We start from the raw sequence: 26,039 nt of genomic DNA on the forward strand, positions 1-26,039 counted from the left end.
TGCGTGGGTACCGCCCGTTGGTCGGTACGGCGGTAGGTACCCACCGTTGGTGGATGCGCCCAAACGACCAGGGCCCGCGCAAGCGGGCCCTGGTCATTACAGGCTTTGCCGGATCCAACCAATCGCGTAGTCATGACCTTTGGCCATGGGGCAGGGCAGCACGCCAGGACTACGATCGAAGGCCTCCCCCCGCTGGAGCCTTGCCGATGACCCTGCGTGCCACCCTCCTGTCGGTGCTGTTGGCACTGTGCGCCGCCAACGTGCAGGCGCAGACGCCTCCGCCGCGGGACGTCGCCTTCCCGGGCCTGCTGCGCATCGACGTGGATGCGCGCGATATCGGCCGGCGCATCTTCAGGGTCAAGGCCACCGTGCCGGCCAGGCCGGGCAGGCTGACCCTGCTGTACCCGCAGTGGCTGCCCGGTGCGCATTCGCCCAGTGGCCCGATCGACAAGCTGGCCGGGCTGGTGGTCACGGCCAACGGCACGCCGCTGGCGTGGACGCGCGATCCCTACGATGTGTATGCCTTCAGCGTGGAGGTGCCGCAGGGCGCCAGCGAAGTGGTGGCGCAGTTCCAGTTCCTGTCCCCGCAGGGCGGCAACCAGGGCCGGGTGGTGATGACCCCGGACATGCTCAACCTGCAGTGGAATGCCACCTCGCTGTATCCGGCCGGGGTGGTCACCGCCAACATCCAGGCCCAGGCCAGTGTGATGCTGCCGCCGGGCTGGGCCTATGCGACCGCGCTGGACACCGAACGCCGCGACGGCGACACGGTGCTGTTCAAGCCGATCAGCTACGACCATCTGGTCGATTCGCCGCTGTTCGCCGGGCGCCATTACCAGCGGTTCGACCTGGACCCGGGCGCCAGGGTGCCGGTGCACCTGAACGTCTTTGCCGACGATGCCAAATCGCTGCTGGCCAAGCCCGAACAGCTGCAGGCGCACCGCGCGCTGGTACGGCAGATCTACAAACTGTACGGCGCCCGCCATTTCGACCGCTATGAATTCCTGCTGGCACTGACCAGCAAGCTCGGCGGGATCGGGCTGGAGCACCAGCGTTCCAGCGAGAACAGCGCCGGCACCGATTACTTCACCGACTGGGACAAGAGCTGGCTCGGCCGCGACCTGCTGCCGCACGAGTTCAACCATTCCTGGAACGGCAAGTACCGGCGCGGCGCCGACCTGGCCACGCCCAATTTCAACGTGCCGATGGGCGACAGCCTGCTGTGGGTATACGAAGGCCAGACCCAGTTCTGGGGCCAGGTGCTGGCCGCGCGTTCGGGCCTGTGGAGCGTCCAGCAGGCCCGCGACACCCTGGCCAATGTGGCGGCCACCTACGACCGCGGCCGCCCCGGGCTGGCCTGGCGCACCCTGCAGGACACCACCAACGACCCGACCATCGCCCAGCGTCGCGCGCTGGCCTACCGCAACTACCAGATGAGCGAGGACTATTATTCCGGCGGCCAGCTGCTGTGGCTGGAAGTGGAAGGCAAGCTGCGCGCGCTGACCGGCAACAAGCGCAGCCTGGACGATTTCGCCAGGGCGTTCTTCGGTACCCACGACGGCGACTGGAACGTCAATCCATACACCTTCGACGAGGTGGTCGGCACCTTGAACGGCATCGCCGCCTACGACTGGGCCAGCTTCCTGCGCACGCGGCTGGATGGGCACGGCCCGCTGACCGGCGGGCTGGAAGCGGCCGGCTGGACGCTGGTCTACACCGACACCCCCAACGAAGCGTTCAAGGCGCAGGAAACCCGCGCCCACAACACCAACCTGCTGTACTCGCTGGGCCTGGCGGTCAGCGCCGGCGGCGCGCTCACCGACGTGGTGTGGGACAGCCCGGCGTTCAATGCCGGGCTCGCCCCGGGCATGAGCGTGCTGGCGGTCAACGGCCGGGTGTTCAAGGGCGATGACCTGAAGGAAGCGGTCACCGCGGCGAAAACCGGCAAGGCGCCGATCACCCTGCTGGTGAAGAGCTTCGACCGCATCGATACGGTCAGCCTGGATTACCACGGCGGCCTGCTGTACCCGTCGCTGCAGCGCATCGCCGGCAAGCCGGACCGGCTGGCCGAGTTGTGGAAGGCGCACTGAGCGCGAGGTAGCAATCAATGTCGTGCTGCCCGCTGGCGCGCCGCGTGCGCGCCGGTGCACACCGGCAGGCGGCGTCAGCGTAGCTGCAGGGTCAGCAGGAAGTAGCGCCCCAGCGGGTCGTCGCGTCCCCGCGCCAGGCCGCCGTTGCCGACCAGGTGGTTGACCGGCGGCGCATCGAACAGGTTGTGCACGTCCAGCGCCAGCGCGACCCGCGGCCCGAGCTGGCGGCCCAGGTGCAGGTTCCAGTACAGCCGGTCGGGATTGTTGCAGCGCTGCTGTTCGCGTTGCAGCGGCGGGCAGGCCTGGCCGGGCAGCCAGGCACGGGTGCGGCCGATGTAGTTGGCGCGCACGGCGATATCCCAGTGCGGGTTCTGCCACTGCGTGCCGAACACGGCCGCATGGCGCGGGGTGGCGTGGCCGCGCAGGTCGACCGCTTCGCCCTGGGCGCGGAAGCGGCGCAGTTCCTGCTGCCGCAGTGCGTCCAGCGTCAGCTGCCACTGGCCATCGGCGCCGGTGGCCTGGCGGTAGTCGCCGCGCAGCACCCAGTTGCGCGAAACGGTGCGGCCGATATTGTCGAAGGACAGGCGCAGCGACTGCAGGTGCCCGGCCTCGTCCAGTGCCCACAGCCGGCGGTTCCACTGCGCATCCTGCGGGCGCAGCGCCAGGATCTCGTTGCGCAGCTCGACCCGGGTGTGGGTCAGCGACAACGACAGCGCGCTGGCCGGTGACCAGGTCACGCCCAGCGCATGGCTGCGCGTGGTTTCTGGTTTCAGATTGCGGTTCTCCACCACCGCCACGTCCAGTACGCAGCCCTGCGTGGAAGGCTGGGCGCAGGGCGGCAGCGCACTGGAGGGCGGCAGCACCACCGCGTCGTCATCGGCCGGCGGCCGGCGCCGTTCGAACAGGCTGGGCGCACGGTAGCCGCGGCCGCTGGACAGCAGCCACGACCAGTGCGCCGACGGGCTCCAGCGCAGGCCGGCACGCGGCGAGAACGCGTTGTCGCCGGCATCGCGGTCCCAGCGTGCGGCCACATCCAGCCGCAGCGTGGCTGCCAGCGGCAGGCCGAGTTCGGTGTACACCGCACTGGACGGCCGCGACAGCCGGCGCTGCTCCAGCGGCAGGCCCAGCGCCAGCTTGCCTTCGCCCAGCAGCGCATCGGGCTGCGCGGTCCAGGTTTCATGGCGCAGGTCGATGCCGGCCGCCCACTGCGCCGCGCCACCGGGCAGCGCCATCAGGTCGCGCTGCAGCCCCCACCAGGCCTGCCATTGCTCGGTGCGCCCGCGGTTGCCGATGCGGGGAAACAACAGCGCGGCCTGCTGCGGCGGCAGCGGCGTGAAGCCGGGCACGAAGCCCTGGCGGGTGGCGGCGAACAACTGTTCGGTACGCACCGCGCCTTCGGTGACCAGCAGCACCTCGCTGTGCTGCCGGCCCACGCCAGCCTCCCAGCGGCGCCCGGGCTGGTTGCGGCCGACGCCGACGGTGAGGTCGGTATCGGTGGCCTGCACCCGCGGGCGCACGATGCCGCCTTCCTGGAAGACATGGTTGATCAGCAGGCCATTGCCCAGGTGCAGGGCGGCGGCGGTGGCGCCCAGTTCGAAACGCTGCCGGTTGCGACTGGCGCGCGCTTCGGCATACGCGTATCGGCCCAGGCCGAGTTCGCGCCGATAGCGGCCGTATGCCGCCAGCGTGGAGGCGGCCGGCTGCAGCGATCCGGGCCGCGCACTGTCATACCAGCAGCCGTCGTCGTCGCGCTGCAGGGGCGCCGGGCACAGCGCGGCGGGCAGGTAGTCGCCATCGATGCTGAGCAGGCCGATCGGATAGCGGTCCTGTTCGCGATGCCAGGCGCGGCGGTCGCCGCCCACATGCTGGGCGCGCTGCAGGTCCAGCCCGGCGAACCAGCGGTCGCCGTTGGCGCGGCTGCCGCCGCCGGCCAGCTGCAGCCGCTGCTGGTCGCCGTCGCCGCGGCTGCTGACCCCGGACTGCAGCATCGCCTCGGCACCGTCGGCGTGGTCGCGCAGGATGATGTTGACCACCCCGGACATCGCATCGGCCCCATAGATCGCCGAGGCGCCGCCACGGACCAGTTCGATGCGCTCGACGAAACTCAATGGGATGCCACCCAGGTCGGTCAGCGCGCCGTCGTTCAACGACACCATCGGATAGCGCGGCAGGCGCCTGCCGTTGACCAGGAACAGGGTCGCACGCGGCCCCATGCCATCCAGGCTGGTGGTGGCCGCCGCACCGGACGGCAGGTACAGCGAATCGCCGCTGCCGGAGGTGGACAGCGGCGAATGCCCGGTCATGCCGGGCAGGTGGCGCAGCAGGTCGAACAACGAGCCGTAGCCGCTGCGCAGGATCTCATCGCGCTCGATCAGGGTGACCGGCAGGGTGGTCTGCAGCGAGCTGCGTGGCAGGCGGCTGCCGGTGACCTGCACCGGCGCCAGCTGCACCTGCGGCGCGCTGCCCGGTGCCGCAGGCGTGGCCGCACGGGCCGGCGTACGCGCGGCCGCCGCCGCAACTGCAGGTGCGGTACGGCGCACCACGAACACGCCATCGGCGGTCTGTTGCACCTTGACCGGCAGGCCGGCCAGCAACTGATCCAGCGCGGCGGCCGGCGCCTGCCGGGTATGGAGGCCGGCCGTCTGCAGCCCGGCCAGTTCGCCGGCATCGAACACCAGCAGCTGGCCGCTCTGGCGCGCCCAGTGCTGCAGTGCCGTGGCCAGTGTGCCGCGTTCGATCCGGTAACCGATCGGCGCCGGCGTGCCGCCGGCTTCGGCGCGCGGCGGCAGCGCGGCGCACAAGGCGATGCCGAGCGCACCCAGGCGCAGCCATCGCCACAGCCGGAGCGTGACCTGCATCGACGGCCTGCTCAGGGCTGGCGGTGCAGTTCCACTGCACCGTCCGCGCGTTGCCGTGCGGCGATCGACCAGCCCAGCGCCAGTGCCCGCAGCAGGTGCTGCGCATCACCGGCGCGGAAGGTGCCGCTGACCGCCAGCGATGCCAATGCCGGGTCGTTGACCACCAGCGGCGTGGCGCTGTAGCGGTTCATGCGCTCCACCACTTCCTGCAGGGGCGCGCCGTCGAACACCAGTTGCCCGTGCAGCCAGCCTTCGGCGGCCGGCCGCGACAGGGCGGCCGCCGGCTGGATCCGGCCCGAGGGCAGCACCTGCACCTGTTGCCCCGGCTGCAGCAGGTACCGGCTGGCCTGCGCGCCGCTGCTGGTGACCTCCACCGCGCCTTCCAGCAAGGCCACATCGACCCGGCCGTCGCCGCGCCGTTCCACCTGGAAGGTGGTACCGATGTCGCGCAGGGTGCTGTTGCCCGCATGCACCCGCAACGTCTTGGCCGACGGCGCGACCTGCAGCTGCACCCGGCCGCGTTCCAGGTCGATGCGCCGCCCGCGCCAGCCCACCCGCGCAGCCAGCGCCGCGCCGGCATCCAGCGTGGCGATGCTGCCGTCTTCGAGCGTGCGCTGCTGCGGCACGCGGCTGTCGTTGGCGTAGTGGTGGGTGGCAGGGTTGCCATCGATGGCGAACAGGCCGCCGCCGATCACCGCCACGCACAGCCCGGCGGCGATCGCCAGGCGCGGCAGCCAGCGCCGCCGGGCCGGGTGGGCATGGTGGGCCACCTGGGCGCGAAGCCCGGCGTCATCGGCCAGCAGCGCGGCCTGCTGGTGCAGGGTTTCGGCCTGCGCCCAGGCGTGCACGTGGTCGGGGTGCTCGGCCAGCCAGTCCTCGAACGCATCGCGCTCGGCACCGGTGCAGTCGGCTGCTTCCAGCCGCGCCACCCATTCGCTCGCACGCTGGAAGGTCTGTTCGTCGGGGGTGTGCTCGGCAACGCGCATCACGTCTCTCCGTCCTTGCGGAAGCTGTCGGGGCCCAGTTCCTTGCGCAGTCCCTGCAGGGCGCGGGCGATGTGTTTTTCCACCGTGTTGGCGGTGATTCCGCAGTGGCGCGCGATCTGGGTATAGCTCATGCCGCTGACGCGGTTGAGCAGGTATACCTGGCGGCAACGCTCGGGCAACTTGAACAAGGCCTGCCGCAGCAGCGCCAGCATCTGCCCGGATTCGGCCTGGCGCAGCGGCCCGGGAGTACTGCCGGCGGGAGTGTCGGGGGCGTGGTCGTCCAGCAGCGGCAGGTGCATGCGCGCCGGCGGCGACCGGCCGCGATCGGCCAGCCGGTTGCGCGCGATCCGGTACAGCAGCAGGCGCAGTTCGCCGGTACCGTGCGCGCGGTAGCGGATCAGGCGCTCCATGCAGTCCTGGGCGATGTCCTCGGCGTCTTCGGCACTGGCGCCACGCGCGCGCAGAAATGCGCACAGCGGTTCGCGCTCATCGCGCACGAAGACGGCGAATGCCTCCGGCAGCGGTACCGGCTCGGACACGCGATGGATCACGGGGGGCGGGGAAGACACTGCATGACCTGGGGCGGCATCGAGTGACAGGCACCCGAGTATTACGCGAGGTTGACAGGATGGGAAAGGCCATCAGTCGTATCCCGACCAATCTGAATGAGTTTAGATTTTTCGGTGCCACCGACTGGGGGTGATCGAGGCCACTGGTCGTTTTCCCGGATGTCCGCCGGCTTGTGCGGACGGACCAATCTGGAGAGAGACGCAATGAAACAATCGGTATTGAGCGTGGCGCTGGCAGGCGTACTGGGTGTGTTGGCGGTCGGTGCGGCCGGTGACGCAGCGGCGATGAACTACCACGTGCGCGGTGACCGGGTATATCTCAGCGGCGGGGTGACCTATGCCGATGTGATGTCGCTGCCGGCACTGCTGGCCAAGGCGCAGGCCGAAGGCCGCCCGATCCGCGAGGTGGTGCTGCGCACCTCCAACGGCGGTGCGTTGATCGCCGGCGAATGGCTGCAGGGCGTGATCCGCACCGCCGGATTGAACACCATCGTGTCCGGCCATTGCATCTCCTCCTGCTCGATCATGCAGTCCGGCGGCGTCGAGCGTTACCTGGGCGGCGACCTGCCGATCGTGGACTCGGTGCAGATCCACGCCGCCAGCAGCGGCGGCAAGGTGATCTATACCCCCTCGGCGCGCATGACCCAGATCTATGCCGGCAACTACGGCGGCGGCATGGACGCCGGCCTGCTGCACAAGGCCATGTATGAAGTAGTCCAGCCCAACGGCCTGCTGGTGTTCTCCGACCCGGCACGCGCCACCGGCGCCCCGGTCAGCTTCGATCCCGACGGCAGCGGCAGCAAGCGCGAAACCTTCCCCGGCCAGGACATCTTCAGCAACAACATCGTCACCGCCGCCGGCTACCGCGATCCCGGCGACACCTTGAACGTGGCCGCCAATGTCACCGGCGACATCAACCCGGCCTACCTGCGCACCGGGCGCCAGCTGCAGGCCTTGGTCGACGACGACTTCGCGCGCTGGAACACCAACGCCGGTTCCACCTACATGACCGTGGCCCAGGCCATCTACAACCTGTCCGGCCAGGGCCCGCAGAACATCGGCACCGATTCGGTGCAGGACTATCTCAATGACCCGGGCATCCAGGCCCTGTTGCTGTCGCGCCTGCGCCTGGGCGACCTTGACGCCTCCACGCTGGACGATGCGATGGGCGTCATCCGCGTAACCAATGGCGCCACCTGGCGCACCGCAGCGACCACCGGCGCGGATTTCATGCTGGTCGACAACGGCACCATCGCCCTGGAAGGCGGCGCGCTGCGCGCCTCCGAAGTGCGCGTGATGGCCGCCGGCATGCTGGTCGGCCACGGCGATGTGGCCGGCACCGGCATGGATTTCGACGCACTGGCCAACGGCACCGGCCCCTCGTGGCGCGAGGACGGCTTCAACCGCCTGCGCGTGTTCGGCACCCTGATGCCGCGCGGTGGCGACCTGGTCACCCATGGCTACGTCAACATCATGCCCGGCGGCAAGGTGCTGTTCGATGTGACCGAGAACGGCGGCAGCGCCGGCGGCCGCCTGCGCGTGGGCAGCTTCTTCGATGACGGGCAGAACGACGGCGCGCTGGTGATCGCCAAGGGCGCCTACCTGGAGTTGAACGTGGCGCAGGGTTTCTACGGCACCGACTACCGCCGCGACCTGGTGCAGGGCCCGATCTACCAGCAGGGCTTCCAGGAGGTGGTGCGGCTGGGCGATACCGGCTACACCGCCAACCTGGCCAACGGCGACGTGTTCCGCCCACGCCACAACTCGCTGCTCAGCTTCAACGTGCAGCAGACCGCCGACGGCCTGTGGCTGACCGCCAACCCCGGCTTCGAGCAGATCGGGTTGTTCACCAGCGCCACCGCAGGCGATGGCCTGGGCCGCGCGCTGGCCAGTGCCGCCGACGGCAACAATGCCGCGCTCAGGCCGCTGCTGGGCGCGCTGCAGTTCGCCGACCGCGACATCATCCAGCAGCAGGCCGGCAGCCTGCGCGGCGACGCCCACGCCACCCTGCGCCTGGCCGACACCGCACTGGTGGGCAGCATCGGCAACGTGGTGCAGCAGCATCAATTCTCGCTGCGCAGCAGCGGCGGCGATGCCGGTGGCCTGGCCATGCAGGCCGCGCAGGCCGCCTCGGCGCAGCCGGGCATGGCCAATGCCAGCCTGTTCAACCAGCTGGCCATGCACCTGGTGGCGCCCAGTGGCGAAGCGGCCGATGCCAGCGGCGACAGCGGTCGCCGCAACCTCGGCGTATGGGGCAGGGGCTTCGGCAGCCAGGGGCGGATCGAAGGCGGTGACGGCGTTGCCGGCATGACCCATACCGTGGGCGGCATCGTGCTCGGTGCCGACACCCGCATCGCCGATGATCGCGTGACCTTGGGCGTCAGCGTTGCCGCCGCGGACATGTCGACCAAGGGCCGCGACGGCACCGAGTTCAGCGGCGACGTACGCGCGCTGGACGTGGGCGGTTACCTGGATGCCAGCTATGCGCGGGGCTTCCTGTCGTTCTCGGCGCGTTACACCGACCTGCGCCACGACACCCGCCGCAGCATCGCCGGCCTGGACGGCCTGGACGGCCTGGACGGCCTGGACGGCCCGCTGCGTGCCAAGTACAGCAACGATGCGGTATCGGCACGGCTGGAGCACGGCTTCACCTTCACCACCGGCAATGGCCTGGTGATCCAGCCGCTGCTGCCGGTGGTCGACTATGCGCGCACCTCGGCCACCCGCTTCGATGAAGGGCAGGGCGCCGGCGCCCTCACCGGCCGCAGCGACAGCCTGGAGAGCATCCGCGTCGGCGCCGGCCTGCAGCTGTACAAGACCTTCGCCGGGCGCAATGGCGAGCGCATCACCCCGCATGCCCGGGTGGTCTGGCAGAAGGAACTGGGCGACACCCGGGCCCAGTACAGCAACGCGTTCAGTGCCGCGCCGGAGCTGGTGTTCGGCGCGGCCAGCCAGCAGGTGGGCGAGCGCGTGCTGGCCTGGAACGTGGGCGTGGCCAGCCGGGCCAGCGAACGGCTGTCGATCATGCTCGACTACGTCGGGCAGCGCCGCGACGGCCAGGACCAAAACGGGGTGATGCTGGGCCTGGGCTACCGGTTCTGACCACAGGGGGCGTTCCGGCCCGGCCTGGCTGGCGGCGGACGCCCCCTGCCAGGCCGGCCCGCAATTGACCATTCCGGCCGCCGCCCCGTAGAATTGCCTGCTCAGCCGGAATAGCTCAGTTGGTAGAGCGGCGCATTCGTAATGCGTAGGTCGTAGGTTCGATTCCTATTTCCGGCACCATGTACATCAAGCACTTAGGCTGCCTTCGGGCGGCCTAAGTGCTTTTCAGGGATGCGCACGAACACGGTTTGAGCACGAATGCTCAGTTCCCGTGCGACTTCTTGCCTTTGCGCGCCTTCGCTGAAGACGAGCCGCCGCGCAGCTCTAGGTACTCGGCAAGTAGGTTTTGCGGTGCAATTCCCAGTGCTTCGGCGAACTCGACCAGCTCCACGGCGTCAATGCGACGCTCACCGCGCTCGCATTTCGAGACGAAAGTCTGTGTGTTTCCCAGTCGGCTCGCCAAATCCACCTGCGACACTCCCGCGCGCTTACGAGCCGCTTTTAGAACGGCTAGTAAAAGCTGGTAGTCAGAGTTGTGAGTTGATTGAGGCATCGTGCGATGACTTGATGGTCATCACACGCTAAAGTTCGGATTGGAATAGTCCAAAAAAGACTATTCATCAATCAACAAAGGAATGCATATGAAGCGGATAGGGGTTCTTCTGGTCGTCTTGTTGGTTCTTGCCTGGATCGGGTCAAGGATCATTCCGCGCAGCGAGCCCGCAGTTGCTGCCGCGCCTACTGCAGTGGCCAAGCTGCCACAGAAGCAGGCCGAGAAATCAGGCGCGACGGAAGCCACGCCGGACGCCAACATGACGGCTGCAGAGAAGAAGGCGCAGCAAGAGAAGTGGTTCGGCGCCGAGACGATCATAGCGGCCGAGCGCGCAGTAAAGACCCAGCTGAAGGACCCGGAGGCCGCGCAGTTCCGGAACGTGCGCGCCAACTACACCGATGAATTCGGCGTTGTCGCCTGCGGGGCAGTCAACATTAAAAGCGAGTTCGGGGGATACACTGGCTTCCGAAAATTTGTATTCGGTGATGGGCGAGTGATCCTGGAAAAGAGGGATGACGTTAGCGGCGCGTGGTCGAGAGCTTGCCTTTAGATGAACTAGTCAGCCCGGCGGCTTCCGCACGATACCGGTCTCGCTGTGCGTCATCCAACAGGGCGAGGTGTCGCTTCTGGCCGGCTAGACGAGCTTTCAGCGTGGGGTCACCGGGATTCAGTTCGAACTGCGCCTGCGCCGCACGCATCTTGCGGTGCTGCTTGTTTGGCGCGCGACTGATGCCATTCCGCCATGCTCGTCCTGTTATGACCTTTGCTTCAGTGGCTCGGAAAACACGATTCTTCTCTTCTTTGATCGTTAGACCAAATCGCCGCAGCAAGCGAGTTATCCAGCTGATATCGGTGTGTCCGAACCCCTTTCCTGTGATTCCCATGTCATCGATGTAGAGCGTAAAGACGCCCCCACGGCGGCAAACCCTCTCGTCAATGGCGTCGAAAGCTTCTCGAAAGGCCCAGAAGGATATGAGTGGACTAGCTGGACTACCTGTCGCCAAATGTCCGTCGCAGCACAGCAGGCTGGCAAGCGTCTCCGCCACGTCTCTTGGCTGCTTCAAACGAAGCTCAAAGAAACGAGTGATGCGATCAATTGACGCAGACTGATAGAACGAGTCGATGTCCATCGTTATCGTGCACCCGTCCTCTTCAACGTGTGCGCTCGAATTGCTGAGGTATGAGTGGCCGACTCGAGCGGAATGAAGATAATCAGGTAGTTCGATTCGCCGCAGGAGTTCAAGAACGTAAGCTTGGAACTCTTTTGCGCGCTTCGCAGGAGCTTCAATCATTCGCTCCTTGCCAGGCTTCGACCTGTCAATATACCTTCTAAAGTTCTCTGGATTTCGGCAGAATTGTCTCAGCTGCCCCGTTGTCCCAGCCCAGTGCAACAGTTCCGCGAGGCTTGTATGACTCTTCATTCCATATAAGGGCGACAAAGCGATGGGGTACCGCTCAGTCCGCTTCTTTGCCTTCGTGGCCTTCTTCGCTCTCGGCTCGGTCATTTCCAATAGTCCATGAGAGAACGCTTAGTAACTTGCGGGCGCGACTTCTGCGGACATCCGACTCTCCTTCTAGTGCCTCCATGAAGCTGAGGAAGGTAGAGGCGGGTACATCGAATGTATTGGCGTATTTATTTAATACGTCGAGGCTTACCTTTTTTTCGCCTCGCTCAAGTTCTGACAAGTAGGACTTTGATATTCCTAGTGCGTCAGCTAACTCGCCCTGTTTCATCCGGTGCACTTCCCGGACAATTCTTAGGGCTTTATTCAACATGATTATTCCAGATAGCGAAGGAGTGTCTGAGCTGTTCTAAGGGAGGGTGTTGATTTTGTCGTATCGTGCTTGCTGGTAGTCGGCCGAAAATCACAAATCGCGATCCATTAATTTCCAGATCACGCCAATTACCAAACGCATGAACCAAGGCTGCCTCAAAAAATCCTTAAAGCGGCCAATCAACTGCTGACGCCTGTCGTGCTTCCGACCGTTCTTCTTACGCATGGTCTTGTCTCGGTGTGGTGCCCAATTGCACCCCTTACGACACCTGAGACGGGGAAGCGTCAGTTTTTGCCCTCCAGTAGCCCACTGGCGTCGCACCTTGCCGACGCCACCTGAATCCCACGACCCTCGACCCTTGGACCATCGACCTCGGACCGACGTCGCCGCAGGAGCCTGTGGGGCTTTCGCCCCTCGAGCCTCTCGGCCCACAACGTGCAAGGATGATCCCCGTCACGACAGTTACAGGCTGCCAGAGCTGCATGACGGAGTCACGCTGTTGGCGAACATGTGTTCAGCTTGCATTTATTATTTTCGGGCGACCGCACGGGCTCACTACGTAGCCGGTGCCGTGTCCGGGTCCTCGGGGACAGCGGCTTTGCCGCCGGGTGGAGGTCGAGCGCCTCGCGCAGGGTGATACCGCGCGAACGCGCCCGGCGTCGCTCCTCGTTAGGGTTGCCCCCGCCGCGCATGCCGACCAGCGTCTGCCGGGCGGCGTCGCGGGCCTGCTTGGCGTCCATCGCGGGGTGGTCGCCCAGCTTCGTGCGGACCTGCCGGCCGTTGACGAGGGACTGTACGTAGAAGCTGCGCTTGTTGGCGGTGATGATGAGGTAGAACCCCCTCATCTCGGTGTCGGCGTACAGGAGCGACTTGCCCTGCTCGGGCCGGGGCGCCCTCTCGACGAGGGACTGGGTGATCTTCGACTTCCGAGACGGATTGCTGGCTGGTCTTCCATGCTGCTAGTTGCGGATGGGGCGTGTCCGCACGGGACACCCGGGGCCTGTCTGATGAACCGGCTTCAATGCCGCTTATGTTGCCGAGTCTTCTAGGAGTCAAAGGATGAAGACACTCCGCACAACGAGACTGGGCGAGCAGTCACCTGCAGTTGAGCTTAGAGGTGATCGATTAGCGATTGAAGTAGGTGGGTTGCAATCTTACGTACCAAGCTTGACACATCCCCATTTCTAACTCGGGATTGAGATCCGCTACTCTCAAGCATCACTGGCTTGGATGGGGGCGTAAGCTTCCCCGTCAAGGTGCGCCAAACAGGCATGTTCATTCGGAAGCGCGGGGATCAGCGTCGCGCATTCCCCCGCGCTCCGAACTTTGCTGCTGGAGCAGCCGTTCCGGAAGGAGTGTGTCAGGTCGACGAAAGGTCGCCTACGCTAAGTGTACTTGAAACGGCGCTGTGTATTGGGTGTGGTGTTGAAGCAATAATTGAGCTTTGTCTGCATGCGGTTAAGACGCATCGAGACCGCAGGCCTGCAGGAGGTCGTTGGAAGTAACTTCTTCATTGGAGCGAAGTTGCTTTCTCCATGCTTGATGATATCTGGACTGGAACTCAATCGCCTCGTCGAGAGTCTTGGCATATTTGTGTCGTGCGCACAAGCTTATGAACCTCTCAATAAACCCGTCGAGATATTCATGAGCGTTCTCGACTAGCGCGTCCGTCTGGCTTGGAGACTTGCCATCATGAATTATCGAGTTGCGTGCGCGGTAAATCCTTTCAATCTGCCAGGTAATTCGCTTCTCGTGAGCAATGATTCGCTCATTCATATGCTCTCTTTTAGAAATTAGATGTGATATCTCAAAGCAGCGATTTTTAAGAAGGGCATAGTCCTCCGTCATCTTGTACAAATCGGTTCGAACTTCTTCGTGCGGTCCGCCAAGTAGTGCAAGGGCTAGCTTTTGATGCGGTCTCCAGTCCGGCTGTTGTACGCGCTTCAGCAGCTCGGAAGTGCCTTTCCGGTTCCACCGATAGAGGTCGCCCGCTAAAGCGAAGAGGAGGCGATCAAAGTACCCGTGGTTGAGGAATGGCATGATGAGTTTCAGTACCCCTCGAAGCTTTGAGTCTGATGCCCTTGGCACCAGTACTTCCATGCCAGTCCACAAGTTTATGAGTTGAGCCTCCGCGCTGGTCGCCTCCTGTGCCGAGCCATGCAGCCTTACAACGCTAATGAAGCGATCGAAGGACTGACGATCAGCGAAGCTGAGCCCATTCATTGCTTCTGCAAGTTTCTGCGAAGCTTTTGTTGGCAGGCTGTCCCGAGAGCGCTTGGCTCCGGATGTCGCGGCATTGACTTTGACGACTACCCCCTCGTGATTAATGGATAGTGCTCCGGGTTGCCAGTGAATTTTGCGCTTGTGATGAAAGAGAGCGAACATGTCGGATAGCCGCTCCAGCCTCTTCTCTGCGTCGTTCTTTGCGGTATAGGGGTCCTTCGCGGTCACATCGCAAACCGCAACAAGTAGGTCATCCTCATTTGGAGAAAACCCTTGCTCCTGAGCGATGGCGGTTTTGTCGTCTTCGTTGTCGGGGAGGTGAATTCTAAAATACAGGGCTGATGCTTCTGTTTCTTTAATTATCTTGGGTGCCGTGAAAAGCACATCGTAGTTATGTTGGCGCATATCAAAGGGGTGGAAGAAGATGGCTAGGTGGGCTGGCTCTGACAGTCCTGCGGATCCGTCGTAAAACACTGAGGACTGAGTGGCAATGTGTTCCTTGCTGTAGCCAAGCGAAAGCATGGCGGATACCCAGCTTTTAGCGGCGGTACGGATATCCGACTTTTGTTTGTCAGAAGAGCAGAGCTTAATTATTTGATGCTGTAACTCGTTGGTGTATCTAGATCCCTTAAGTACGTTTATCAGTAGCGACAGCCGTACGCGGATGTCAGAGAGCTTTTCTTCTGGGCTAAAGGATAGGTAAAATCCTGGCTCAAAGGGAAGTAATTGTTTTGCCACGGGGTCTGACTTAATTATTGCAGCCAGTTCCTCAAGGACGGATGTGAGTCGTTTCCTGTCCATGGATCCACTTTCGATGTGCCCGATTATTAACAGGGCCTCGGCTCCGAGGCTGCTAGGGCTCATGACTCTGGGCTTATAGGTTGCCGGAGTGTATTCGTACAGCAGCTCGTCAAGGCACTGTGCAAAAAATACTGCGCCTTTGGCGTCGGCATCAATTCCGGATGGTTGCCTGAATCTCATTGGCGAATCGTCCTTGCAATTGTTTAGGCTTGGGCTCGCCTTGGGCAATCATCCTGCCATGTTGGCGCGCACCGTTATTGCGCTTTAAGAGCGCTAATTGGCTGAATTTGCGAGCTGGACAGCCTGTCGTGTAATGATGAACTTGCGAGTCCCCTTGCTGCCGTAATCAAGTCGAAAAATTCCAAGCTCTACCAGGGTGGTCAAATCGTCTTCTATGAATCGTGTTTCTTGAACCTCAAGCTGGCCTGCACCGCTAAGAAAGTGATAACTGGTCGAATTGATAGACTTACGTTCCCATAGTTCGTTCGCGCCGGAATCAGCGAACTGTTTGACAATCGAAATTGCCTGGGCAGAAAGGGCTCCGTGGGGCCGCACAGATGTCGCTAGGTCAGAAAATGTCTGTATGTGGGACGCGACCGATGCCAGGACCTCATCCAGTGAATTAAGCCGAAGGAGGAGTTCTTGGTGGTTTAGCGAAAGTAGGGATTTAAGGTGAACTGCGAGCATCTTATTGCGCTCTATATCTTGCGCCACATCCTCGTGGTGCTTAGCTCGTAACCATTCGATGAACTCAGAAAGCTGCGTTGCTGAGCTTTCGTTCTTGTAGTTGCTGAGAAGCCCAACAATGGTCGCGAAGCTTGTAGCTACCGTTAGCGGATCCACTCAACTCTCCTTGTATAACGCAGTCTAATTTTGACGGTTGGCGCAACTTGCTCATCTTGGCGAATCACCCCGAGCGCGGTGGAGTTATGGGATTGGCAAGTTCACGAACTATGGCCCTGACAATCTAAGGATAGCGCAGCCTGTGTTGCCGCTGCTAAGGTCTTGTGCCGTCTGGCTTATGAGGCACTTAACGCTTCCGTGGGTTGGGTTAAGTCGTTGTTTTATAACCTTTTCGATGTGTTTCAACCGCGCTTATCTAATGCGATGCTTCTCGGTATGGACTTCCGCGGTGGAATGTCCGTATAGATAAGGCGTGTCCTCGTCCTCGTTCGCAGCGGCGACTGTTGGGGTGGAGTTGTCCGCAACCCTAGGCTTAGTTGGCGCTTACCATCAGTCGGGTCAGTTCCGTGGCAACGGTCCATGCCGGTCCGGTCGGCCGGAGTGGGGTGCATCCATTGAGCTGCTGGCGCTTGGATCGCTCGCCGGAGTCAGCCGGCTGGGTTCGTAGTGCGTAGGCCACAGGTTCGACTCCTGTTTCCCGCCCCAGATTCAGCGAAAAGCCCCGGCCTTGGGCGGGGCTGTTTTTTTTTACCGTCTGCGCGCCGCGCGTAGGCGTTCAACCCCGTTCGGCGCGCAGCACAGAACAACAGCTGCCGCAGGTAACCGCCGGCGCAGCCGGTCAGCATGCCCATTCCGAGTGTTGGTCGTAGTGTGGCGGACGGCTGTACGGCGACTCAGGTGTATGGCGTGGCTCCGCACCGCCCGCCAGTAAGATGGGGCGCATACCGGATCCTTCCGCGGAGCCCTCATGAACGTCGCCGTCTTCAGCGCACGCCCGTACGACCGTCGATTCCTCGATGAGGCCAACCAGCGCGATGGCACGGGGCGGGCGTGGGAGTTCCTGTATTTCGACGCGGCCCTGGACGTGCATACCGCCGCGCTGGCGCAGGACTGCACGGCGGTCTGCGTGTTCGTCAACGACCGCCTGGATGCGCCGGTGCTGCACGCGCTGCACGCCCTGGGCGTACGCGCGGTGCTGCTGCGCTGCGCGGGTTTCAATAATGTCGATGTTGCCGCGGCCGAGCAGCTGAACCTGTTCGTGGCGCGGGTGCCGGCGTATTCGCCCGAGGCGGTGGCCGAGCATACGCTGGCGCTGGTCATGACCCTCAACCGCCACACCCATCGGGCCTACAACCGGGTGCGCGAAGGCAACTTCATGCTCGACGGGCTGCTTGGCCGCACCCTGCACGGCCGGACCGTCGGCATCGTCGGCACCGGCAAGATCGGCCTGGCTACCGCGCGCATCTTCAAGGGCATGGGCTGCACGGTGCTCGGCCATGATCCGTACCCGGCGCCCGGGTTCGAGGGCATCGGCGAGTCCGTGACGCTGGACGTGCTGCTGGCGCGCGCCGACATCGTCTCGCTGCACTGCCCGCTGACGCCCGATACCCATCACCTGATCAATGCCGGCTCGCTGGCGCGGATGAAGCCCGGCGCGATGCTGGTCAATACCTCGCGCGGTGGGCTGGTGGATACCCAGGCGGTGATCCAGGCGCTGAAGTCGCGCCACCTGGGGCACCTGGCCATCGATGTGTACGAGCAGGAAAGCGCGCTGTTCTTCCAGGACCGGTCGGGCGAGATCATCGATGATGACGCGTTCCAGCGCTTGATGACCTTCCCCAACGTACTGGTCACCGGGCACCAGGGCTTCTTCACGATGGAGGCGCTGCAGGAGATCTCGGCGATCACGCTGGGCAACCTGAACGATTTTGCCGCTGGCCGGGCTTGCCCGAACCGGGTGGCGGCAGGCTGACGCGGGACGCTGCGGCCCCCTACATGTCTATACATGGATGGGGAGCATGCCGATTGTGGCGGCTTGGCGGGCACTGCGACAACGTGTCGCAGCCAAAACCGGGGCTTTCCTGCGCCGGATCATTGTCAATGCCTTTCTTAAATGATGCGTGACGGCCTAAAATTAGAGGGCTGACATGATCGTCTCCTGTGCCTGTCCCTTTGGACCGGCACACCCGGCGTTGGCCGGGGTGGGCGGGCGTGACCTGGCATTCCCTACGCAATTGGATCGACCGATGATTCCGTTGAACCCCCTGGGACGCTTTTTGCGTCCGGGCCTGCTGTTTGCGCTGTCCGTGTTCCTTACGGGCTGCAACTCGGCCATTCTCAACCCCAAGGGCCAGATCGGCCACGATGAGAAGACGTTGCTGATCACCGCCACGGTGCTGATGCTGCTGGTCGTCGTGCCGGTCATCATCATGACCCTGACCTTCGCCTGGAAGTACCGTGCGACCAACACCAAGGCCCGTTACGAGCCGAAGTGGTCGCATTCCACGGCGATCGAAGTGGTGGTGTGGTCGATCCCGTGCATGATCGTGCTGGTGCTGGCCGTGCTGACCTGGCGGTCCTCGCACGCGCTGGACCCGTACCGTCCGCTGGTGTCGGACAAGAAGCCGGTGGTGATCGAGGCCATTTCGCTGGACTGGAAGTGGTTGTTCATCTATCCGGAAGAGAAGATCGCCACGGTCAACGAGATCACCTTCCCGGTCGATACCCCGCTGAACTTCAAGATCACCTCCGATTCGGTGATGAATGCGTTCTTCATCCCGCACCTGGGCAGCATGATCTACTCGATGACGGCCATGGAGACCAAGCTCCACCTGATCGCCAACGAGACCGGCCAGTTCCCGGGCATGTCCTCGCACTACAGTGGCGCGGGCTTCAGCAAAATGCATTTCACCGCCCACTCGGTGACCGATGCGCAGTACCAGGAATGGCTGGCCAAGGTGCGCGCCACCAGCACCACCCTGGACAAGCCCGCGTTCGCCGCGCTGGTGGCCGAGAAGAACCACGACTGGCATCCGGTGACCTACTACGGCACCTCCGAAGCCGGCCTGTTCGACTGGGTGATCGCCAAGCACATGGGCGACAACCAGCACTACGGCATGAAGCACGACCACAAGGCCATGCAGCATGACGGCGCCGCGGGCGAAAGCCACGAAGGCCACGACATGCCGGCCAAGGGCAGTGCCCCTGACGAACCCGCCAAGCTGCCGGTCCATACCGACCAGCCCGCTGCCGCGGACGCCGCACACACTGCAGACGAGCACGCCGCCGCCGGCCATGCCGGTCACGCAGGCTCGGGAGAATGAGCATGAATCTGTTGGGTAAACTGACCTTTGCCGACATCCCGCACGACCCGATCATCATCACCACGCTGATCGGCGCGGGGATCGGCGGCCTGCTGGTGCTGGCCCTGATCACCAAGTTCAAGCTGTGGGGCTATCTCTGGAAGGAGTGGTTCACCTCGGTGGACCACAAGAAGATCGGCGCGATGTACCTGATCGTGGCCTTCGTCATGCTGCTGCGCGGCTTTGCCGACGCGATCATGATGCGGGTCCAGCAGGCGATGGCCGCCGGCGGCAACGAGGGCGTGTTGCCGCCGCACCACTACGACCAGATCTTCACCGCCCACGGCGTGATCATGATCTTCTTCGTGGCGATGCCGCTGATTACCGGCCTGATGAACGTGGTGGTGCCGCTGCAGATCGGCGCACGCGACGTGGCCTTCCCGTTCGTCAACTCGCTCAGCTTCTGGCTGTTCGTGGCCGGCGCGGGCCTGGTGATGATCTCGCTGGGCGTTGGTGAGTTCGCGCAGACCGGCTGGCTGGCCTTCCCGCCGTTGTCGGGCAAGGAATACAGTCCAGGGGTAGGTGTCGATTACTACATCTGGGGCCTGCAGGTGGCGGGCCTGGGTACCACGCTGAGCGGCATCAACTTCTTCATCACCATCCTGAAGATGCGCACCCCCGGCATGAAGATGATGCAGATGCCGGTGTTCACCTGGACCGCGCTGGTCACCAACGTGCTGATCATCGCCGCCTTCCCGGTGCTGACCGTCACCCTGGTGCTGCTGACCCTGGACCGTTACCTGGGCACGCACTTCTTCACCAATGACGGTGGCGGCAACGCCATGCTGTACATCAACCTGATCTGGATCTGGGGCCACCCGGAAGTCTATATCCTGGTGCTGCCGGCCTTCGGCGTGTTCTCCGAGGTGATCGCCACGTTCTCGCGCAAGGCGCTGTTCGGCTACAAGGGCATGGTCTACGCCACCGCCTGCATCGGCGTGCTGTCGTTCCTGGTCTGGCTGCACCACTTCTTCACCATGGGCTCGGGTGCCAACGTCAATGCCTTCTTCGGCATCACGACGATGATCATCTCCATTCCCACCGGCGTGAAGATCTTCAACTGGCTGTTCACCATGTTCCGCGGCCGCGTGCAGTTCACCACCCCGGTGCTGTGGACGATCGGCTTCATGGTCACCTTCACCATCGGCGGCATGACCGGCGTGATGCTGGCGATCCCGGCCATCGACTTCGTGCTGCACAACAGCCTGTTCCTGATCGCCCACTTCCACAACGTCATCATCGGCGGCGTGGTGTTCGGCATGTTCGCCGGCATCACCTACTGGTGGCCGAAGATGTTCGGTTTCCGCCTCAACGAAACCTGGGGCAAGCGCGCGTTCTGGTGCTGGTTCATCGGCTTCTACGTGGCCTTCATGCCGCTGTACATTCTGGGCTTCATGGGCATGACCCGCCGCATGCAGAGCTACCCGAACCTGGAGTACCAGCCGCTGCTGGTGATCGCCATGTTCGGTGCGTTCATCATCGGCGCCGGCATCCTGTGCCAGGTGATCCAGATCGCCGTGTCGATCCGCGACCGCAAGAAGACCGCCGACCTGACCGGCGACCCGTGGGATGCGCGCACGCTGGAGTGGGAAACCTCTTCGCCGCCGTCGTTCTACAACTTCGGCGCGCTGCCCAAGGTCACCGAGCTGGACGATTTCTGGGAGCGCAAGCAGCGTGGCGAGGCGTGGGAACGCCCGGCCAAGTACACCGACATCCACATGCCGCGCAACACCGGCACCGGCGTGGTGATCGGCGCCTTCAGCCTGGTGTTCGGCTTTGCGATGATCTGGCACATCTGGTGGCTGGCCATCGTCGGCATGATCGGCATGATCGGCACCTTCATCTGGCGCACCTTCGACAAGGACGTGGATTACTACGTGCCGGCCGCCGAAGTGGAGCGGATCGAAAATGAGCACCGTCGCCACCTGGTGGCGCAGGGCCTGGTGAAATCGGAGCTGAAGGCATGAGCAGCACTATCCCCAACAGCATGAACCCTGGGCACGCCGCGCACGCGGCGGCCCACGGTCATGACGAGCACGAGCACCACGACACCGGCGGCAACACCGTGTTCGGTTTCTGGGTGTACCTGATGAGCGACTGCCTCATCTTCGCCAGCCTGTTTGCCACCTACATCGTGTTGTCCGGTGGCACCGATGGCGGCCCCGGCCCGAAGGACCTGTTCGACCTGAGCTTCGTGGCCTGGGAAACCACCTTGCTGCTGGTGTCCTCGCTGACCTTCGGCCTGGGCATGATCGCCCTGCACAAGCACAAGATCGGCCAGATGTACCTGTGGCTGGGACTGACCTGGCTGCTGGGCTTCGGCTTCATGGTCATGGAAGTGTGGGAGTTCAACCACTTGCTGCATGAGGGCTTCGGCCCGGACCACAGTGCGTTCCTGTCGGCGTTCTTCGCGCTGGTCGGCACTCACGGCCTGCACGTCAGTGCCGGCCTGCTGTGGCTGCTGATCATGTTCATCCAGATCAAGCAGAACGGCCTGACCCAGACCAACAAGACCCGCATGGCGTGCCTGAGCCTGTTCTGGCACTTCCTGGATCTGATCTGGATCGGCGTGTTCTCGGTCGTCTATCTGAATGGAGCGATGTAATGTCCGCACATGACAATCACGCACATGACCACGGCCACGGTGCCGGCGGCGAAAGCCATGGCAGCGTCAAGTCGTACCTGATCGGTTTCCTGCTGGCAGCGGTGCTGACCATCATCCCGTTCTGGGCGGTGATGCACGGCGACCTGCCGCGCTTCACCACCGGGGTGATCGTGGTGGTCGCCGCCGTGCTGCAGATCCTGGTGCACCTGGTGTTCTTCCTGCACCTGGACCGTTCCTCGGAACAGCGCTGGAACGTCAGCGCGGCGGCCTTCACCGTGGTGGTGATCGGCATCATCGTCGCCGGCTCGCTGTGGGTCATGCACAACATGAACGTGCACATGATGCACTGACGTCTTCGGACGTTGCTGCATACGGAAAGGCCGCCTTCGGGCGGCCTTTTTGTTGGCGTTGCCGATGGTGGGCGCGCGCCCCGATAGGGTCGGTTCCCAAGCGACTGCCGATAGCCCTGCAGCGTTCATTGCACGCACGACCATCATCGAGATTGCGTCCTGGCCACCGAAAAAGCGGCTCCGTTCAACGGCCATGTCGCCACCACTGTCGCCAACCGCGCCCTATGCCGCCTGCGCCAGCCGCAGGAATTCCTCGGCAGCCACCGGCCGGCCCAGGTGGTAGCCCTGCAGCAGGTCGCACCCCAGGTCGCTCAGGTACTGGCGCTGGCCGTCGGTTTCCACGCCTTCGGCGACGATCTGCAGTTGCAGCGAGCGGCCGAGCGCGATGATCGAGGACACGATCGCCGCGTCCTCGGCGTTGTCTTCCAGGTCGTGCACGAAGGCGCGGTCGATCTTCAGCTCGGTGGCCGGCATCCGCTTGAGGTAGAGCAGGCTGGAATAGCCGGTGCCGAAATCGTCGATGGAAATGTGCACGCCCATGTCGGTCAGCCCCTGCAGGATCAGCAGGCTGGCCTCGACGTCGCGCATCGCGGTGGTCTCGGTTACTTCCAGGGTCAGGAAGCGCGGCGCCAGCGCGTGCCGCTCCAGGGTGCGCCTGACCGTGTCCAGCAGCGTGCTGGAGGCGAACTGCAGCGGCGACAGGTTGACCGCCATCGACCACTCGGCATGCCCGGCATCGTGCCATTGGCGCAGCTGCGCGCAGGCGCGGTCCAGCACCCAGTCGCCCAGCGGCAGGATCAGGCCGCTGCGTTCGGCCAGCGGGATGAAGGTGTCCGGGGTCAGCAGGCCCAGCTCGGGGTGCTGCCAGCGCACCAGCGCCTCGGCGCCGATCAACGGCTGGCCGGTGGCCGGGAACTTGGGCTGGTAGTGCAGCACCAGCTCGTCTCGGGTCAGCGCCCGGCGCAGTTCCTGCAGCAGCTTGAGCTGGCGGTTGGCGCTGACGTGCATCGATTCGGTGAAGAAGGTATAGCCGTTCCGGCCGGCTTTCTTGGTGTGGTACATCGCCGCGTCGGCGTGCGCCATCAGGTCGCGTTCGCTGGTGGCATCGGCCGGGTACAGCGCGATGCCCAGGCTGGCGCTGATCTGCAACTCCAGCGCGTCGATCAGGAACGGCTCGGCCAGGCTGGCGATGATGCGCTCGGCCACCACGGCGGCATCGTCGAGGTCGTCCACCTGGAACACGATCACGAACTCGTCGCCGCCCAGCCGCGCGAAGGTGTCGTGGCTGCGCAGCAGCGTGCCGACCCGTTCGCTCACCTGGATCAGCAGCTTGTCGCCCAGCTGGTGGCCGTAGGCATCGTTGATGGCCTTGAATCCATCCAGGTCGCAGAACATCACCGCGAAAGTGGACTGGCCGCGCCTGGCCTTCTCGATCGCCTGCTCGATCCGGTCCTGCAGCAGCATGCGGTTGGGCAGCTGGGTGAGCGGGTCGTGCAGGGCCGCCTGCAGCAGTTTCTCGTTGGCGTAGGCCAGCGAGTCGGCCAGCAGGCCGGTGCGGGTGCGCATCTGGCGGTCGAACACCGAGGCGATCAGGGCGATGCCCAGGGTGGCCAGGGTGGTGACGATGACCAGCACCGCCAGCCATTTGCTGTCGATGCCTTGGCCGAGCGCGGCCCCGCAGATGCTGCCTTCCGGGAAGCGCGCGGCGGCCATGCCGGTGTAGTGCATGCCCACGATCGCCAGGCCCATCAGCACCGCCGCCAGCCCGCGCAGCAGGTACGGGCGGCGTTGCTCCAGGCGCAGGCGGAAGGCGATCCACAGCGCCGCGCCGGCGGCGAAGATGGCGATCAGCAGCGACAGCGCGAACCACAGCGGGTCGTAATCGATGCCCGGCTGCATGCGCAGGGCCGCCATGCCCAGGTAATGCATGGCCGCGATGCCCAGCCCCATCAGCACCGCGCCGGCGACCAGCCGCGACCACGGCAGCTGCGCGCGCGCGACCAGCCACAGCGCATACGCCGAGGCGCCCACCGACACCGCCAGCGAATACAGGGTGATGGCCAGGTCGTAGCCGATCGGGATCGGCAGGTGGAAGGCGAGCATGCCGATGAAGTGCATCGACCAGATGCCCAGGCCCATCGCGCCGGCGCCGCCGGCCAGCCACCAGCGGGCCACCCGGCCCTGGGTGCTGGCCAGGCGCCCGGCCATGTCCAGCGCGGTGTACGAGGCCAGGACGGCGACCAGCAGCGAGAACGCGACAAGACTCTGGCTGTAGGTGCCGGTCATGGGGGTAGCCTGGGGGAAGTGGGGGAGGGACGCAGCGGCCCGCCCCGGTATCGGCGGCGGGCCGCCGATCTTGAGCATGGATCGCACCCGGTCTCGGTTGTTGCGACGCCGCTCGGCTATCCTGCCGGACAATTGATGAAGTGGAACTGGACATGGCCAAGAGGCTCACCGCCTACGTCTGCAGCGAATGCGGCGCCGAGTACAGCAAGTGGCAGGGCCAGTGCACCGAATGCGGTGTGTGGAACGTGCTCAGCGAGATCACCCTGGAAAGCGCGACCGCCGGCAAGGCCTCGCCGGCGTCGCGCCGCTCCGGCTGGGCCGGCAAGGTGGATGCGCCGAAGATCATGGCGCTCAAGGATGTGCAGCAGACCGACCACCTGCGGGTCAGCACCGGTATCGGCGAGTTCGACCGGGTGCTCGGCGGCGGCATGGTCGAGGGCGCGGTGGTGCTGGTGGGCGGCGACCCGGGCATCGGCAAGTCCACTCTATTGCTGCAGGCGGTGGCCAGGATGGCCGCGACCCTGCCGGTGCTGTACATCACCGGTGAGGAATCGCTGTCGCAGGTGGCGGGGCGTGCGGTGCGGCTGGACCTGCCGCTGGACAACGTCAATGCGCTGGCCGAAACCCAGGTCGAGGCGATCCTGCAGCATGCCAGCGTGGCCCGGCCGAAGCTGATCGTGGCCGACTCGATCCAGACCCTGTGGACCGAATCGCTGACCGCCGCGCCCGGCTCGGTCAGCCAGGTGCGCGAGAGCGCGGCGCGGCTGGTGCGCTTTGCCAAGGAAACCGGCACCGCCGTGTTCCTGGTCGGGCATGTGACCAAGGAAGGCGGCATCGCCGGCCCGCGCGTGCTGGAGCATATGGTCGATGCGGTGCTGTATTTCGAGGGCGAGAGCGGCAGCCGCTTCCGCCTGCTGCGCGCGTTCAAGAACCGCTTCGGCGCGGTCAACGAGCTGGGCGTGTTCGCGATGGGCGAAAAGGGCCTCAAGGAGGTCTCCAACCCGTCGGCGATCTTCCTGTCCGGTGGCAGCACCCAGCAACCGGGAAGCTGCGTGATGGTTACCCGCGAAGGTACCCGTCCGCTGCTGGTGGAAGTGCAGGCACTGGTGGATACCTCGCCGCTGTCCAACCCGCGCCGGGTGGCGGTGGGCCTGGAGCAGAACCGGCTGGCGATGCTGCTGGCGGTGCTGCACCGCCACGGCGGGGTGCTGACCGGCGACCAGGACGTGTTCGTCAACGTGGTCGGCGGTATCCGCGTGCAGGAAACCGCGGTGGACCTGCCGGTGCTGCTGGCGGTGCTGTCCTCGCTGCAGGACCGGCCGCTGGCCGAGAAGACCATCGCCTTCGGCGAGGTCGGCCTGTCCGGCGAGATCCGCCCGGTGCCCAATGGCGAAGACCGCCTGCGCGAAGCGGCCACCCATGGCTTCAAGCGCGCGATCGTGCCCAGGGCCAATGCGCCCAAGGGCGGCAGCGTGAAGGGCATGGAGGTGATTGCGGTGGAGCGGCTGTCCGAGGCGATCGAAGCGGCCTAGCGCCGGGCGCAGCCCGGCGTGCCGATCCCGTCGCCGCGCCGGTCATGCGCTGCGCACAGCTGTAGTTCATCGGCATGGCGATGCCCTCAGGCCGCGCCACGCCGTGCCGGCAACGATTGGCGGCACGGGCCGGGGGGGGGGGGGGGGGCAAGGCCATTGGCGACGGTTACCGATGCAGGCGGATGAGGGCGCCGCTGTGCTAGTTTTTCCGGCGGTTCCTTCGCCCCCGCCCCGTCCGATGCCCGGGCACGCATCCCAGAGA

At 64.6% G+C, this 26,039-nt stretch carries 19 protein-coding genes, 1 tRNA gene and 1 pseudogene; 10 read left to right on the plus strand and 11 right to left on the minus strand.

Annotated elements, in window-relative coordinates; genetic code table 11:
- Positions 1-206: 206 nt before the first annotated feature.
- On the plus strand, positions 207-2,090 hold the full coding sequence (locus tag AC3ITM_RS05840; RefSeq protein WP_489269063.1) for a M61 family metallopeptidase: 1,884 nt from the start codon (positions 207-209) through the stop codon (positions 2,088-2,090).
- 74 nt (positions 2,091-2,164) lie between these two features.
- Here AC3ITM_RS05840 and AC3ITM_RS05845 read toward each other — a convergent pair whose 3' ends face one another.
- The 3 genes from AC3ITM_RS05845 to AC3ITM_RS05855 are packed head-to-tail and all read right to left on the minus strand — an operon-like array spanning position 2,165 to position 6,473.
- Positions 2,165-4,948: a TonB-dependent receptor domain-containing protein gene (locus AC3ITM_RS05845; protein ID WP_489269064.1), complete on the minus strand. Its 2,784-nt coding sequence runs from the start codon at positions 4,946-4,948 to the stop codon at positions 2,165-2,167.
- An 11-nt stretch (positions 4,949-4,959) separates the two neighbouring features.
- Entirely contained in the window at positions 4,960-5,934 is a 975-nt protein-coding gene (locus tag AC3ITM_RS05850) for a FecR family protein (protein WP_489269065.1), read from the minus strand.
- On the minus strand, positions 5,934-6,473 hold the full coding sequence (locus AC3ITM_RS05855; protein WP_489269066.1) for an RNA polymerase sigma factor: 540 nt from the start codon (positions 6,471-6,473) through the stop codon (positions 5,934-5,936). Before AC3ITM_RS05855 ends, AC3ITM_RS05850 begins: the two co-directional genes overlap by 1 nt.
- 234 nt (positions 6,474-6,707) lie before the next feature.
- Here AC3ITM_RS05855 and AC3ITM_RS05860 point away from each other — a divergent pair, with 234 nt between their 5' ends.
- A complete protein-coding gene (locus AC3ITM_RS05860; RefSeq protein WP_489269067.1) occupies positions 6,708-9,605 on the plus strand; it encodes an autotransporter domain-containing protein in 2,898 nt (965 codons plus the stop codon).
- Between the two features lie 104 nt (positions 9,606-9,709).
- Positions 9,710-9,785 (plus strand) — tRNA-Thr (locus AC3ITM_RS05865).
- An 82-nt stretch (positions 9,786-9,867) separates the two neighbouring features.
- Here AC3ITM_RS05865 and AC3ITM_RS05870 read toward each other — a convergent pair.
- Positions 9,868-10,158 carry a helix-turn-helix domain-containing protein gene (locus tag AC3ITM_RS05870; RefSeq protein WP_489269068.1) on the minus strand — a complete coding sequence of 97 codons (291 nt, stop codon included), beginning with the start codon at positions 10,156-10,158 and terminating at the stop codon, positions 9,868-9,870.
- An 88-nt stretch (positions 10,159-10,246) separates the two neighbouring features.
- On the opposite strand from AC3ITM_RS05870, the gene AC3ITM_RS05875 reads away from it, so the two are divergent.
- Positions 10,247-10,708, plus strand: a complete 462-nt coding sequence (locus AC3ITM_RS05875; protein WP_489269069.1) for a hypothetical protein — start codon at positions 10,247-10,249, stop codon at positions 10,706-10,708.
- Here the strand turns inward: AC3ITM_RS05875 and AC3ITM_RS05880 are convergent.
- From AC3ITM_RS05880 to AC3ITM_RS05905, 6 genes and pseudogenes are all read right to left on the minus strand, one after another.
- Positions 10,677-11,450: a reverse transcriptase family protein gene (locus AC3ITM_RS05880; RefSeq protein WP_489269070.1), complete on the minus strand. Its 774-nt coding sequence runs from the start codon at positions 11,448-11,450 to the stop codon at positions 10,677-10,679. The two genes, AC3ITM_RS05875 and AC3ITM_RS05880, sit on opposite strands and share 32 nt — an antisense overlap.
- A 163-nt stretch (positions 11,451-11,613) precedes the next feature.
- The gene (locus tag AC3ITM_RS05885; RefSeq protein WP_489269072.1) at positions 11,614-11,934 is read right to left on the minus strand and encodes a helix-turn-helix domain-containing protein; all 321 of its coding nucleotides are present in this window, start codon (positions 11,932-11,934) and stop codon (positions 11,614-11,616) included.
- Positions 11,935-12,024: 90 nt separating this feature from the next.
- A complete protein-coding gene (locus AC3ITM_RS05890) occupies positions 12,025-12,159 on the minus strand; it encodes a hypothetical protein (RefSeq protein ID WP_489269074.1) in 135 nt (44 codons plus the stop codon).
- 347 nt (positions 12,160-12,506) lie between these two features.
- A pseudogene (locus AC3ITM_RS05895) lies at positions 12,507-12,851 on the minus strand (Arm DNA-binding domain-containing protein); the annotation flags it as partial.
- A gap of 541 nt (positions 12,852-13,392) precedes the next feature.
- Entirely contained in the window at positions 13,393-15,138 is a 1,746-nt protein-coding gene (locus AC3ITM_RS05900; RefSeq protein WP_489269076.1) for a hypothetical protein, read from the minus strand.
- A 93-nt stretch (positions 15,139-15,231) separates the two neighbouring features.
- Positions 15,232-15,801: a hypothetical protein gene (locus tag AC3ITM_RS05905; RefSeq protein ID WP_489269078.1), complete on the minus strand. Its 570-nt coding sequence runs from the start codon at positions 15,799-15,801 to the stop codon at positions 15,232-15,234.
- A gap of 808 nt (positions 15,802-16,609) precedes the next feature.
- Between AC3ITM_RS05905 and AC3ITM_RS05910 the strand changes: the two genes are divergently transcribed.
- The 5 genes from AC3ITM_RS05910 to cyoD all read left to right on the plus strand — a co-directional run bounded on the left by AC3ITM_RS05910 (position 16,610) and on the right by cyoD (position 21,959).
- Positions 16,610-17,614 carry a 2-hydroxyacid dehydrogenase gene (locus AC3ITM_RS05910; protein WP_489269080.1) on the plus strand — a complete coding sequence of 335 codons (1,005 nt, stop codon included), beginning with the start codon at positions 16,610-16,612 and terminating at the stop codon, positions 17,612-17,614.
- Between the two features lie 274 nt (positions 17,615-17,888).
- Positions 17,889-18,965, plus strand: a complete 1,077-nt coding sequence (gene cyoA / locus AC3ITM_RS05915; protein ID WP_489269082.1) for a ubiquinol oxidase subunit II — start codon at positions 17,889-17,891, stop codon at positions 18,963-18,965.
- 8 nt (positions 18,966-18,973) lie between these two features.
- Positions 18,974-20,971: a cytochrome o ubiquinol oxidase subunit I gene (gene cyoB, locus AC3ITM_RS05920; RefSeq protein WP_228887609.1), complete on the plus strand. Its 1,998-nt coding sequence runs from the start codon at positions 18,974-18,976 to the stop codon at positions 20,969-20,971.
- A 20-nt stretch (positions 20,972-20,991) separates the two neighbouring features.
- Positions 20,992-21,609, plus strand: coding sequence for a cytochrome o ubiquinol oxidase subunit III (gene cyoC, locus AC3ITM_RS05925; protein ID WP_429000414.1), 618 nt, complete (start codon positions 20,992-20,994; stop codon positions 21,607-21,609).
- A complete protein-coding gene (gene cyoD / locus AC3ITM_RS05930; RefSeq protein ID WP_228887606.1) occupies positions 21,609-21,959 on the plus strand; it encodes a cytochrome o ubiquinol oxidase subunit IV in 351 nt (116 codons plus the stop codon). Before cyoC ends, cyoD begins: the two co-directional genes overlap by 1 nt.
- Positions 21,960-22,181: 222 nt before the next feature.
- Here the strand turns inward: cyoD and AC3ITM_RS05935 are convergent, their stop codons facing one another.
- Positions 22,182-24,245 (minus strand): putative bifunctional diguanylate cyclase/phosphodiesterase, encoded by a 2,064-nt coding sequence (locus AC3ITM_RS05935; protein WP_489269084.1) that lies wholly within the window; start codon positions 24,243-24,245, stop codon positions 22,182-22,184.
- 152 nt (positions 24,246-24,397) lie between these two features.
- On the opposite strand from AC3ITM_RS05935, the gene radA reads away from it, so the two are divergent.
- On the plus strand, positions 24,398-25,777 hold the full coding sequence (gene radA, locus AC3ITM_RS05940; protein WP_489269086.1) for a DNA repair protein RadA: 1,380 nt from the start codon (positions 24,398-24,400) through the stop codon (positions 25,775-25,777).
- The last annotated feature ends 262 nt before the right edge of the window (positions 25,778-26,039 follow it).

Source organism: Stenotrophomonas sp. KH_029, from assembly GCF_057839765.1.

Excerpts from the sequence above, each read along its gene's own strand:
- AC3ITM_RS05880 (WP_489269070.1), bottom strand. The coding sequence starts at position 11,450 with ATGATTGAAGCTCCTGCGAAGCGCGCAAAAGAGTTCCAAGCTTACGTT.
- AC3ITM_RS05885 (WP_489269072.1), bottom strand. The coding sequence starts at position 11,934 with ATGTTGAATAAAGCCCTAAGAATTGTCCGGGAAGTGCACCGGATGAAA.
- AC3ITM_RS05935 (WP_489269084.1), bottom strand. The coding sequence starts at position 24,245 with ATGACCGGCACCTACAGCCAGAGTCTTGTCGCGTTCTCGCTGCTGGTC.
- AC3ITM_RS05860 (WP_489269067.1), top strand. The coding sequence starts at position 6,708 with ATGAAACAATCGGTATTGAGCGTGGCGCTGGCAGGCGTACTGGGTGTG.
- cyoA (WP_489269082.1), top strand. The coding sequence starts at position 17,889 with ATGATTCCGTTGAACCCCCTGGGACGCTTTTTGCGTCCGGGCCTGCTG.
- AC3ITM_RS05850 (WP_489269065.1), bottom strand. The coding sequence starts at position 5,934 with ATGCGCGTTGCCGAGCACACCCCCGACGAACAGACCTTCCAGCGTGCG.
- AC3ITM_RS05840 (WP_489269063.1), top strand. The coding sequence starts at position 207 with ATGACCCTGCGTGCCACCCTCCTGTCGGTGCTGTTGGCACTGTGCGCC.
- AC3ITM_RS05900 (WP_489269076.1), bottom strand. The coding sequence starts at position 15,138 with ATGAGATTCAGGCAACCATCCGGAATTGATGCCGACGCCAAAGGCGCA.
- cyoD (WP_228887606.1), top strand. The coding sequence starts at position 21,609 with ATGTCCGCACATGACAATCACGCACATGACCACGGCCACGGTGCCGGC.
- AC3ITM_RS05870 (WP_489269068.1), bottom strand. The coding sequence starts at position 10,158 with ATGCCTCAATCAACTCACAACTCTGACTACCAGCTTTTACTAGCCGTT.
- AC3ITM_RS05890 (WP_489269074.1), bottom strand. The coding sequence starts at position 12,159 with ATGCGTAAGAAGAACGGTCGGAAGCACGACAGGCGTCAGCAGTTGATT.
- AC3ITM_RS05910 (WP_489269080.1), top strand. The coding sequence starts at position 16,610 with ATGAACGTCGCCGTCTTCAGCGCACGCCCGTACGACCGTCGATTCCTC.
- AC3ITM_RS05875 (WP_489269069.1), top strand. The coding sequence starts at position 10,247 with ATGAAGCGGATAGGGGTTCTTCTGGTCGTCTTGTTGGTTCTTGCCTGG.
- radA (WP_489269086.1), top strand. The coding sequence starts at position 24,398 with ATGGCCAAGAGGCTCACCGCCTACGTCTGCAGCGAATGCGGCGCCGAG.
- AC3ITM_RS05845 (WP_489269064.1), bottom strand. The coding sequence starts at position 4,948 with ATGCAGGTCACGCTCCGGCTGTGGCGATGGCTGCGCCTGGGTGCGCTC.
- cyoC (WP_429000414.1), top strand. The coding sequence starts at position 20,992 with ATGAACCCTGGGCACGCCGCGCACGCGGCGGCCCACGGTCATGACGAG.